The organism is Mesorhizobium sanjuanii (assembly GCF_002529485.1).
In the GTDB taxonomy this organism is placed as follows: Bacteria; Pseudomonadota; Alphaproteobacteria; order Rhizobiales; family Rhizobiaceae; genus Mesorhizobium; species Mesorhizobium sanjuanii.
Window position 1 is genome coordinate 53,258 of sequence record NZ_NWQG01000012.1, and the last position, 10,757, is coordinate 64,014.

General features: G+C 58.7%; 10 protein-coding genes and 4 pseudogenes. 5 read left to right on the forward strand and 9 right to left on the reverse strand.

Translation table 11 applies throughout. The features are described from left to right. Window positions 1-72: 72 nt before the first annotated feature. A pseudogene (locus CN311_RS02745) lies at window positions 73-551 on the forward strand (IS21 family transposase); the annotation flags it as partial. Here CN311_RS02745 and CN311_RS02750 read toward each other — a convergent pair. After that, complete coding sequence (locus CN311_RS02750; protein WP_245440700.1) at window positions 552-1,295, reverse strand: site-specific integrase; 744 nt, start codon at window positions 1,293-1,295, stop codon at window positions 552-554. It lies immediately after the preceding pseudogene. Between the two features lie 38 nt (window positions 1,296-1,333). Further along, a complete protein-coding gene (locus tag CN311_RS32840) occupies window positions 1,334-1,495 on the reverse strand; it encodes a hypothetical protein (protein WP_189556919.1) in 162 nt (53 codons plus the stop codon). On the opposite strand from CN311_RS32840, the pseudogene istA reads away from it, so the two are divergent. Both istA and istB read left to right on the forward strand, forming a co-directional pair. Next, a pseudogene (gene istA, locus CN311_RS02755) lies at window positions 1,494-3,004 on the forward strand (IS21 family transposase). The gene CN311_RS32840 and the pseudogene istA sit on opposite strands and share 2 nt — an antisense overlap. A 12-nt stretch (window positions 3,005-3,016) precedes the next feature. After that, window positions 3,017-3,772: an IS21-like element helper ATPase IstB gene (gene istB / locus CN311_RS02760; protein ID WP_097571893.1), complete on the forward strand. Its 756-nt coding sequence runs from the start codon at window positions 3,017-3,019 to the stop codon at window positions 3,770-3,772. A 121-nt stretch (window positions 3,773-3,893) separates the two neighbouring features. Here the strand turns inward: istB and CN311_RS02765 are convergent, their stop codons facing one another. Further along, window positions 3,894-4,400: a hypothetical protein gene (locus CN311_RS02765; RefSeq protein WP_097571894.1), complete on the reverse strand. Its 507-nt coding sequence runs from the start codon at window positions 4,398-4,400 to the stop codon at window positions 3,894-3,896. Between the two features lie 186 nt (window positions 4,401-4,586). Here CN311_RS02765 and CN311_RS02770 point away from each other — a divergent pair, with 186 nt between their 5' ends. Next, a complete protein-coding gene (locus CN311_RS02770; RefSeq protein WP_097571895.1) occupies window positions 4,587-4,970 on the forward strand; it encodes a hypothetical protein in 384 nt (127 codons plus the stop codon). A gap of 256 nt (window positions 4,971-5,226) precedes the next feature. On the opposite strand, the pseudogene CN311_RS02775 reads toward CN311_RS02770, so the two are convergent. Beyond that, window positions 5,227-5,447: pseudogene (locus CN311_RS02775) on the reverse strand (IS66 family transposase); the annotation flags it as partial. Window positions 5,448-5,493: 46 nt separating this feature from the next. Between CN311_RS02775 and CN311_RS02780 the strand changes: the two are divergent. Further along, on the forward strand, window positions 5,494-6,483 hold the full coding sequence (locus tag CN311_RS02780) for an IS110 family RNA-guided transposase (protein WP_097571896.1): 990 nt from the start codon (window positions 5,494-5,496) through the stop codon (window positions 6,481-6,483). Between the two features lie 242 nt (window positions 6,484-6,725). On the opposite strand, the pseudogene tnpC reads toward CN311_RS02780, so the two are convergent. The 5 genes and pseudogenes from tnpC to CN311_RS02805 form a co-directional block, all read right to left on the reverse strand. Further along, window positions 6,726-7,576 (reverse strand): annotated as a pseudogene (gene tnpC / locus CN311_RS02785) (IS66 family transposase); the annotation flags it as partial. Between the two features lie 97 nt (window positions 7,577-7,673). Beyond that, window positions 7,674-7,835 carry a transposase gene (locus CN311_RS02790; protein ID WP_245440701.1) on the reverse strand — a complete coding sequence of 54 codons (162 nt, stop codon included), beginning with the start codon at window positions 7,833-7,835 and terminating at the stop codon, window positions 7,674-7,676. A 289-nt stretch (window positions 7,836-8,124) separates the two neighbouring features. Then, window positions 8,125-8,922: an ABC transporter permease gene (locus tag CN311_RS02795; RefSeq protein WP_097571898.1), complete on the reverse strand. Its 798-nt coding sequence runs from the start codon at window positions 8,920-8,922 to the stop codon at window positions 8,125-8,127. Next, complete coding sequence (locus tag CN311_RS02800; RefSeq protein ID WP_097571899.1) at window positions 8,919-9,809, reverse strand: ABC transporter permease; 891 nt, start codon at window positions 9,807-9,809, stop codon at window positions 8,919-8,921. Before CN311_RS02800 ends, CN311_RS02795 begins: the two co-directional genes overlap by 4 nt. Then, window positions 9,806-10,757: ABC transporter ATP-binding protein (locus CN311_RS02805; protein ID WP_133117122.1), on the reverse strand; the 952-nt coding region annotated here is incomplete at its 5' end. The genes CN311_RS02800 and CN311_RS02805, both read right to left, overlap by 4 nt.

Sequence of the window (10,757 nt, forward strand, 5' to 3'; positions counted from 1 at the left end):
TCCATTGAGAAGTGACCCATGTTTGAACCCACCCCTGCTGGCTGATTGCGGGGGGACTTTGGAGTGATAGACATGGCGTTATTGAGCGTTATCCGGCGCTGGCACCTGCGGGACGGACTGTCGATCCGGGAGATTGCGCGGCGCACGGAGCTTTCGCGGAACACCACCCGCAAATACTGCGATCCGACGAGGTCGAGCCTCGTTTCAAGGTGCCGGAGCGGCCGAGCAACTATGCCGAGCGGTTGTCGGCCTGGCTGAGGACGGAAGCGAACAGGTCGCGCAAGCAGAAGCGCACGATCAGGCAGTTGCACGCAGACCTGATGAGCCTCGGCTATGAGGGCTCATACGGCCGCGTTGCCGCCTTTGCGCGTGCCTGGAAAGAGGACCGCCAGCGACAGATGCAAACGAGCGGGCGCGGCACCTTCGTGCCGCTGGCGTTCGAACCTGGTGAGGCGTTCCAGTTCGACTGGTCAGAAGACTAGGCGGTTCTCGGCGGCGAGCGCACCAAGCTGCAGGTGGCACACTTCAAACTCAGCTCCAGCCGCGCCTGGTCATGACGGCACCGGCAATGCGACATCACGCAACGTCTCCGTTGCGATCCGCACGTAGGCGGAAAGGGACTCCGGATCCCGATGCCCAAGAAGCTCTGAGACCACGCGCGGCGGGGTGCCGAGATCGATCTGGCATGCGGCGTGCGAATGCCGCAACACGTGACTGCCGAGAAACGGTGCCGATATCCCGGCAACTCTCGCATGCCTTGCGACGATATGGCGGACCGCGCTTGAAGCCGCCAAGGGACCGAACGGCACATGCATCTGCACGAACAGATGCCGGGTGGGTGTGTCCATGGGGCGCCCGCCGTGGAGATAGTCTGCCAACGCCTTAGCGACCGCCGGCAGAAGCGGCAATATGAAGGCCGTCCCCGTCTTCGGCCGAACGACCGACAGGGTGCCGGCTTCCCAATCGATGTCTTCGAACCGCAAGCGGATGGCCTCGCCCGCTCCAAGACCGTAGGTGCTCATCATCAACAGGAGCGCGTAATCGCGCAGTCCCATCAGTGTCGACCGATCCACCGCCTTCAGCAGGCGCTGCACATCCTCCCAGGCGAGCGCCCGCCGCGGTCGCTCGAGGCGCGGTTGCACCGGCGCGATCACGGCTTCGCTGAGATCGACGGGAATGCGATCGCTCCAATGCAGAAAACGCAGGAAACAGCGGATACTGGACGCGACGCCACTAACGTACGACCGGGAATACCGTTGTGCGTAAGCGACGAGAAAGGCGTCGACATCAACCAAGCGTGCGGATTCCGACGTGAAGCCGGCCGCCATTCCGATCAAAGACCGGCCACCATTCCGATTTGAAGCCGGCCACCATTCCAATCAAAAGTCGGCCAGTTTTCGGCACTGAACATTACCTCCTGGGTCAGCAACTTTGGCATCAAATGCCCCGCGATGAACGGGGAGATTTTGATGCCGGCAAAGAGAAGGCTGACCATGAGACAGTTACGACAAATGCTGCGGCTTGCCGGAAGCGGGACGAGCTCCCGCGAGATTGCCGTCGTGTTGGGAATAGCGCGCAGTACGGTGCAGGATAATCTGCAGCGCGCAGCGGCGGTTGGATTGACCTGGCCCTTGCCGGGCGAACTGACCGACGATGCGCTCGAGAACAAACTCTTCACTCGCAACGGCGTCAAACAGGGCACGAGAAGACGCACAGAACCGAACTGGGCCGATCTTGCCGTCGAGCTCAAGAAGCCCGGTGTCACCTTGCTCATCCTCTGGGAGGATTATCGTGGGTCGCATCCCGAAGGATATGGCTACAGTCGCTTCTGCGAACTCTTTCGCAGTTTCGAGCAGCGGCTTTCGCCGACGATGCGCCAGGAGCATGCGGCCGGCGACAAGGTCTTCGTCGACTATTCCGGCAAGAAGATCCGATTGTTGATCGCAAGACCGGTGAGATCCGCGAGGCAGAGATCTTCGTGGCGGTGCTCGGCGCATCCAGCTTCACCTATGCTGAAGCAACATGGACACAAACACTTCCCGACTGGATCGGCTCGCATGTTCGGATGTTTCGTTTCTTCGGAGGCGTTTCCCGGCTGATCGTCCCCGACAATCTGAAGGCGGGCGTCAGCCGCGCCAGTTTCTACGATCCCGAGATCAACCGAAGCTACGGCATGATGGCATCCCACTATGGTGTCGGTGTCCTGCCGGCAGGGCCGCGGCGACCGAAGGACAAATCCAAAGTCGAGAACGGCGTCCGCTTCGCCCAGTCCTGCATTCTGGGGCGGATGCGCAATCAGACCTTCTTCTCGCTGGCAGAAGCCAATGCGGCCATTCGTCAGGCACTCGATCGCATCAACGACCACGTCACGCGCCGGCTGGGCGCCAGTCGCCGGCAACTGTTCGAGAGTGTCGAGCGTGCCGCACTCGCAAGCCTTCCGAGCGAAGACTACGAGTTTGCCGAATGGCGTTTGGCCCGCGTCTCGACGGATTACCACGTCGAGTTCAAGACTTTCTTTTATTCCGTGCCGCACAGCCTCATTCGCCAGCAGGTTGATCTGAGAGCAACGGCGCGCACGATCGAGATCTTCCACCGCGGCAAGCGCGTCGCGGTGCATCAGCGCCGCTATGGCGGTCCTCGCCACGGAACCGATCCGGATCACATGCCCAGTTCCCACCGGCGCTATGCCGAATGGACACCGGAGCGCTTTCGGCGTTGGGCCACGTCGATCGGGCCGCAGACCGAAGGTCTGGTCATCGCAATTCTCGCCAGCCGTCCGCATCCCGAGCAGGGCTTTCGAACATGTCTGGGCATCCTACGCCTGTTTCGCGACATCGATCGCAATCGGGCCGAAGCCGTATCCGCCCGCGCTGTCGAGATCGGTGGCCTGAACTGCAAGAGCATCGCCTCGCTTATCGCCAATCACAAGGCCGCAAGGCATTCCACCGAACCGACCGCCATCGTCGATCACGCCAATCTGCGTGGCCCTGATTACTTTCATTGAGGAGACACACCAATGCTTATCCATCCGACCATCGACATGCTGCGAGAGCTCGGCCTTTATGGCATGGCCACCGCTTTCCAGGAGCTCGACGCACAATCCGAAGCACGCGGCCTCGAGCACGGCGAATGGCTTGCCATGCTGCTCGAACGCGAGGCGACCATGCGCCGCCAGAAGCGTTTCGAGGCTCGCGCCAGGGCTGCCAAGCTTCGCCATGATGCGCAGATCGAGAATGCCGACTTTCGTGCTGCACGCGGTCTCGACCGCAATCTGTTCATGGCGCTTGCCGGCTGCGACTGGATTCGCAAGCATCACAGTCTTCTCATCACCGGGCCGGCGGGCGTGGGCAAGAGCTGGCTGGCCTGTGCGCTTGGCCACAAAGCTTGCCGAGAGGATTTCTCCGTCGCCTATCACCGCGTTCCCCGGCTGTTTGCAACACTTGCCCTTGCCAGAGGCGACGGACGTTATGGCCGGATCCTCAAGCAACTCGCCAAAACCGACCTTCTCATTCTCGATGACTGGGGACCGGAAAAACTCAATGATGACCAGCGGCGTGATGTGCTTGAGATCATTGAAGACCGCTACGAACGCCGATCAACCATCGTCACCAGTCAGCTGCCCCTGGATCACTGGTACGAGATCATTGCAAACCCAACTCTTGCCGATGCCATTCTGGACCGCCTCGTTCACAACGCCTATCGCATCGATCTCACCGGTGAAAGCATGCGAAAACAGCGCTCGCCAAGAGCGTCTGAAATAGCGCAAGCTTGACCTGAAACGAAACCCAATCCAAACATCAACGAGACCCAGGATCAGTCCGAAAAATGGCCGGCTTCAAATCGGAACACCGGCCGGAATGAAATCGGAATGACCGGCCGGCTTCAAATCGGAATCAGTGGCCGGCTTCATCGGAATACGCAACCAAGCGTATCGAATGCCAGTCTTCGCCGGCCTGCGCCAGGTGATCCCGAAGCTTGCCGATTTGATACAGCTTTTGGTCTACAGTCGCTTGCGGATTGCCGCGATGCCGCAGAAGATAGTCGGCATACTCCGAAAGCAAAGGTGTTGCCGGCGGCTTTGCCGGACGCGGCGATCGCCAAGGCGGCGGTGCTAACCCCAAGCTATGATAGATCCGGTTGAGCGAACGCAGACCGCTCCGGAAAAGATGTAGCGAACGCGGATCGAGATTCCGTCGTTGCGCATACCAGTCGATAAAGCGGTTCAGGCGTTCGAGGGTGAGTTCTCCGCGCTCCACCCGCCCATGTTCGACGCAATAGGCGCGGAACAGCTTGATCCTCTGCATGTAAACAATGGCTGCGCCACTGCTCAGGCGGAGGTCGGCGCGCCAAACGCGGCAGATATCCTCGGCGGAGGGCGTGACATTGGGTTCGGTCTGCATGGCGATCCTGTCACCTTGACCGACCCAGCGTAGCGGGCTGCGGGATTGCGGTCAGGCCCCACTTCGTGTTGGCCGCAGGCACCTGGTGATGCCGCCCTGAAGCCCGTGACCCAGCGCGCTCCAGACGTCCGGGCCATGGCACGGGCATCACCAAGCGCTACCGGAGCGAAGCCCAATGGAGCGAGGATGCAGCTCAGCGCCGGGGTTGGCAGCGCCCGGCGCAACTTGGGCAACATCGGTACGTCATCTGCTGCGGCCGCGCACGCGTGCACATCTGCCGCCAATGATGGCGCCATCACCCTGACAGCCATGATCGACCCACGCACTGCAATGACCCGCCGCCGACGCCAGCGCACCGCTCCCGCGAGGCCAATCTCCGGTCCGCGCGGCGCATCCGTCGCCACTTCCATGCTTCTTGCCGATGCCGCCACCGCGACGGTGCGCTCGATCGTTGCAAGCAGCCCGGGCAAACGGGCTGCCAGGAAATCCGGCAGCAAGCTGAATGTCATCCGCCCTTCCGGGCAATACCAGCGGGCGATGCGCACGCCGGGACTGGTCAGCCGTGCATAGCTGCCATGGCGTCGAAAGGCACAGACACCGTGCGGATGAAGCGGGCAGCCCGATAGATACGCGCGCTGCCACTCCTGCGTGGCAACATAGTCCTCGATCGTCGACGATGTGCGCAGCGGTATCTGCAAGTCCGTCCCCTCGCTCGCAAGCATCCTACGATCCTGCCGCAGCTTTTATCCGGACACCAGAACGCCTCAACCTCTCGTAAATGCAGCGTGCGCAGCCAAATACCCGAGATAAAACTTCGCCCTGGATAATGCGCCCAGCACAGCGCCTGGGTCAGCGGACCAGGGCCCCGATCTGCCTTGAAGAGCGGATCGTAGCCGCTATAGGCGTCCGCCTGCGAATGCCGCTAAAGGTCCTCAGATGGCGCTCAGGATGTTCCTGCCGCCGATCGCGCGAGGCATAGTAAAGTGCCGCCGGCGGCGATGTTCCGCCGAACGGCCGGTCATCCCTGACATAATGAGATGGACGGCCTCCACCGACCGTCCGATGACGTGCGACAGAAACAGGAGGAATTGTCATGACAATAATCACAATTGACCTCGACACCTCGAAGAGCTGGTTCCAGGTGCATGGTGTTGACGAAGATGGGCAGGCTGTTGTCCGACGCAAGCTGCCTCGTAGCAAGGTTTTGAACTTTTTCGCCAACCTTCCGCCCTGCACGGTCGGGCTTGAGGCCTGTGGTGGCGCGCACTACTGGGCACGAGAGTTAGCCAAGCTCGGACACATGCCGCGTCTGATGCCGGCCCGCTACGTTCGCCCTTATGTGAAGACAAATAAACATGATGCCGCCGATGCAGTCCAGCGGCCGGGAATGCGATTTGTTCCCACAAAGACAGTCGAGCAGCAGAGCATGCTCATGATGCATCGCGTTCGCGACTTGCTGATCCGGCAAAGGACCGCGGCGGTAAATGCCCTACGCGGCCACCTTTCAGAATTTGGCATCGTTCGGCCGAGGGGAACAGCTAGCGCCCGAGAGTTGATGAGCCTCGTCGCCACCGATGAGCGCGTTCCACCATGCGCTCGTGAGGCGCTCGATGGACTTGTTGATCAGATCCGCGATACCGAGCAAAAGATCGCGGCGTTCAATGATCGGATCGTGGCGATGGCTAAAAATGATGACGTCTGCCGCCGTCTGATGACTGTTCTTACGATCGGCCCCTTCGTGGCCACAGCGTTGGTCGCCACCGCTGGTGATCCCAATTATTTTTCCTCTGGCCGACACTTTGCGGCGTGGCTAGGTCTGACGCCAAAGCAACACTCTACAGCCGGAAAGGAGAGGTTCGGCGGGATCAGCAAGCGTGGCGACAGCTACGTCCGAAAGCTGCTGATCCACGGCGCCCGTGCGACTGTTCACAACATTCGAAGCGGCCGGGTGAAAGGGGCATGGGTCGCCGGTCTGCTTGCGCGGCGACATTTTAACGTCGCCACGGTCGCGCTGGCTAATAAGACTGCCAGAATCGCCTGGGCGGTTATGACAACAGGTCAGAACTATCGCGTGGCTGTTTGAAGAAACGCTACGCCAAATATCGGCAATGCGAGGGCGATTGAAGTGTGATGGCAATCCGGTCGGACCGGAATCGACTGAACCCGTTGGACCTATCGGGCGACTGTGCCCGTCAACGTAATTGGGTGTCGATCCGCGTATCTCATCGAGGTCAGCAGCATGCGCTGCACCAAAGACCGAATAGATAGCAGCAACCGAGAGCTTGTCAGATCGCTACAGGGCACTTGCAGAAACGAGGCCGTCCATAGATAGGTCCAGATACGACCGGTATCGGTCTTGCCCTTCGCCAGGATCGGCACGGTGGTGTCATAGCCATGCAGTCGCTCGGCGGCGAGCACATGCGTCTCCATCAGTCCATGCACCGGCTTCAGCGCCGCGGCACAGGCTCCGACCTGGTCCGCAAGCGTCGACACAGGCTGAGGTCGATGCCTTCGCGGGCATAGCGCTCGCTCTGCCGGTTCAGCGGCTGGTGCTGGGCGAACTTCTCGAACAGGATCATCGCCAAAAAGTTCGGCCCGGCAAAGCCGCGCGGCGTCACATGGAAGGGCGCCGGCGGCTGTGCGATCTTCTCGCATTGGCGGCAAGAGAACTTCTCGCGCACGGTCTGGATCACCTTCCACTGGCGCGGGATCACCTCCAGCGTCTCGGTAACATCCTCGCCAAGCTTGTCCAGCTCGCCCGAACCGCAACACGGGCAGTTCGCCGGCGCGACGATGATCACGCGCTCACGCGGCAGATGGTCGGGGAAAGGCTTGCGCGACGGGCGCTTGCGCTCGAACGCCCTGACCGTCGAGGGGCGTGCCGTCAGTTCCGCCGCCAATTCGTCATGGCTGGCGTCGGCTTCCAACTCCTCAAGCTGCAGCTCCATCTGTTCGAGAAGCCGCGCCTTGCGTTCGGACCGGCTGCCATGGATCTCGCGCTTCAGCTTCTCGATCTCCAGCCTGAGCCGAGCGATCAGCGCATCCGAGTGCGCGAGTTCACGGCTTTTGCGCGGGCGGCCGAGCGCTTGCGCCTCACGACGGGCGGTACGCTCGGCGAGGATCATCACGTGCGCACTGGCAAGGTCACCGGGAAGCTGATCGGCCGCATCGGTCATGGCGCGATGGAATCATATTCGCTCGTCCATGCCAATGATTTTGCTCATCCCGCCGAGCTCTCGACCCGCAGGCGGCGGGCGCCGCCAAGCTCGATCGTCACCGGAAAAGTTGGCTTCCATGAATGCCGGCCGATCGTGCGATCTCGGAAACACTGGCGGCAGCCTCAAACGTCGCCGCGACCAACCGCTCCTTCTCCTCCCGAGACCAGCGCCGGCGCCGCTCAACCGACGTGATCACTTCGATCTGATGCTTCGTCACACGGCTACTCCTAGTGCTTGCACTAGGACTCGCAGCCTTCAGCCTACCTCAGCAAGGCGGCCGTCACCGGAGGGGTACGCCGAATTGGCGCAGCACCGTACTGCGCATGGTGATATGGAACCAGCAGAGAACATGTTCGCTTGCCGGCGCGACCATGTCTTTGTCGCTGCCCGTTTTGCCCTTTTTCACATCCGCCGGCTAAAATTCAATGGTGACGACATACTTCATTCCAGCCCGCCTCACAAATCCTCATGCCCCCTAAGTGTACATCTCTACAAGTTTTGGCCGCCTATTTGCGTTCGCCAACTCCAATTGACCGAGCTATCGTAATGGCAATTACTGCAAGGGCTATTAGGCATGTCGATATGGCGCTTATGGTTGGGTCGATCTGATCACGCATCGACGAAAACATAAGCTTTGTCAGAGTTGTACTAGAGCCACCCGAAATGAATAGTGAGATCAGTACGTCGTCGAGCGATGTCACAAGTGACAGCAGAGCTCCAGCGGCAATCGACATGCGAAGCTGGGGAAGCGTCACGCGCAAGAAGGTCTGAACCCTCGTCGCGCCATGTATACGAGCTGCCAACTCCAAATTCATATCGAATTTGGTCAATCCAGACGCAACGCTTATCATCACAAACGGAATCGCCAAGCAGCTGTGGGCAAGAATTAGCCCCACAATGGAATGCAATAGTCCGATTTTTGCGTACAGAAAAAACGTTCCGATAGCAATAAGTATTACCGGCAGCATAATCGGCGACATTATCAACACATTGATCAGGGTGGACACCATCCCCTTATACTGATGCAAACCATAGGCTGCTAGGGTGCCCAATGGCGTTGCCACTAGGACAGTACCCATCGCGACCAATCCAGAGACGCCCATCGCTGACTGCCAGCGGGCATCAAAAAATAGCCGTTCGTACCACTGTAGAGAAAACCCAGAAGGCGGAAAGCGCAATTGTGATGATGAAGAGAATGACATCGGCACGATAACAAATGCAGGTGCGATTAGGAAGAAAACAATGAGGCCGCATAAGACGTAAAGCCATAGGCGGTTCAGATGCGGGATCTGCATATCGTTCATCGGAGGTTGCCTCCCAACCTTGCGAGTTTAACGGATATTGCGAGCAGCACCAGCGTTGCTACGAGCAAAACAATAGCAAGAGCACTGGCCGCACCCCAGTTTGGAAAGACCATCACGCTGCGTTCGATACGCATTGCAATCATGGTGACTCTTCCACCTCCCATAAGGGCTGGTACGACATAAAACCCAATCGAAAGTATAAAGACCAGCAAGACGCCAGCCGCAAAGCCCGGAAGAGACAACGGCAAATAAATCCGGATAAATGCAACCGTCGGAGAAGCGCCAAGCCCCGCGGCAGCCCTAAGATAATCCTTATCAACACCGCGCAAAGCTATATAAACTGGAATAATTAAGTATGGCAGCATAATCTGTGTCATACCAATCACTGCGCCACTCGTTTGATAAAGAAATTGAACTGGCGCGTTGACTACGCCTAGTGCTAGGAGGGCCTCATTTAGTGGGCCGTTTCGTTGTAAAATCGCCATCCAACCGTAGGTTCGCACCAACACTGGTGTCCAGTATGGCAGTAGAACTGCCGTAAGGAGGAACGAAGTAACCCGGGGAGACGATTGCGCCATCAGATAAGCGATTGGATAACCCAACACACTGACTAGCAGCGTCACAACGAAAGAGATAATGAAGGTGTTGATTATTATAGGAATATAAGCGCCGGACACGAATATCCGCGTATAATTCTCGAGTGTGAATGCGCCGCTCTCATCTACAAATGAAAGCCATGAGAGCCAACTCATAGGCAGTAAGACGAGCAGAGCCACCAATAGGACTGCCGGCAGGGTGATTGCCAACATTGACAGTCCTTCACGACGAGCGTCAGACTTAAGGCCAACGGCATTGCCCGACGCTGTACCTCCGGATGCCGCACTCATCGCGCGGTCCCCGGAACGAGAATGCTGTCTTCGCGATCTAGGAAGAGAGACACTCTGTCGCCAATCTCTAAAGAGTGTCCGGCTGCTGCGTGACTGGCGGGCTCCCGAACTAGTATCTCGTGCCCACCCGCAAGATCAACTTTGAGTAGAAGCTGGTCGCCTTGGAAAAGCTTTTGCTGAACCTTTCCGTCAAAACAATTTGTATGCCTACCGCGCTCATCCGCGCCTTCCCGCGCTATCCGTATGTGTTCTGGCCGGATCAAGAGCATCGAGCGATCTGATGGTGCCCTGTTAAGATGCGTGGCAAGGTTTAGCCGTTGCCCTGCGTAGCTAACATCCTCACCATCGAACGAAACAGGCAAAAGAGTAGACTCTCCGACAAATTCTGCAACAAAACGGGTCTGTGGCGCTCGGTAGAGATTATAGGGTGTATCAATCTGTACGATGTTTCCACCGTCCATTACCGCAATACGGTCTGACATCGTCAAAGCTTCGCGTTGATCATGAGTCACGTAGACGGTAGTCATTCCGAGATCCCGATGGATTTGCCGGATCTCGATCTGCATTTCTTCCCGAAGCCTTTTGTCTAACGCCGATAGCGGTTCGTCCATAAGCAATATCTTGGGACCGAAGACGACTGCTCGGGCGAGCGCGACCCGCTGTCGTTGGCCGCCCGATAATTGATCTATCCGTCGCTTCGAATATCCCGAAAGACGGACCTGAGCCAAAGCGACCTCGACCCGGCGGCGAGTCTCCTCCTTGGACACGCCTCGGATCGAGAGCGGAAAAGCAACGTTTGAAAAGACGTCCATATGAGGAAAGAGCGCGTAACTCTGGAAGACCATTCCGATATTTCGCCGGTGGGGCGGAAGCTGAATAGCCTCAATGTCCCCAATCCGTAGAGAGCCATGGTCTGGCCGAACGAACCCAGCAATGACCATGAGCAAA

Excerpts from the sequence above, each read along its gene's own strand:
- CN311_RS32840 (WP_189556919.1), bottom strand. The coding sequence starts at position 1,495 with ATGGTCAGCCTTCTCTTTGCCGGCATCAAAATCTCCCCGTTCATCGCG.
- CN311_RS02770 (WP_097571895.1), top strand. The coding sequence starts at position 4,587 with ATGCAGCTCAGCGCCGGGGTTGGCAGCGCCCGGCGCAACTTGGGCAAC.
- CN311_RS02780 (WP_097571896.1), top strand. The coding sequence starts at position 5,494 with ATGACAATAATCACAATTGACCTCGACACCTCGAAGAGCTGGTTCCAG.
- CN311_RS02795 (WP_097571898.1), bottom strand. The coding sequence starts at position 8,922 with ATGAACGATATGCAGATCCCGCATCTGAACCGCCTATGGCTTTACGTC.
- CN311_RS02765 (WP_097571894.1), bottom strand. The coding sequence starts at position 4,400 with ATGCAGACCGAACCCAATGTCACGCCCTCCGCCGAGGATATCTGCCGC.
- CN311_RS02800 (WP_097571899.1), bottom strand. The coding sequence starts at position 9,809 with ATGAGTGCGGCATCCGGAGGTACAGCGTCGGGCAATGCCGTTGGCCTT.
- istB (WP_097571893.1), top strand. The coding sequence starts at position 3,017 with ATGCTTATCCATCCGACCATCGACATGCTGCGAGAGCTCGGCCTTTAT.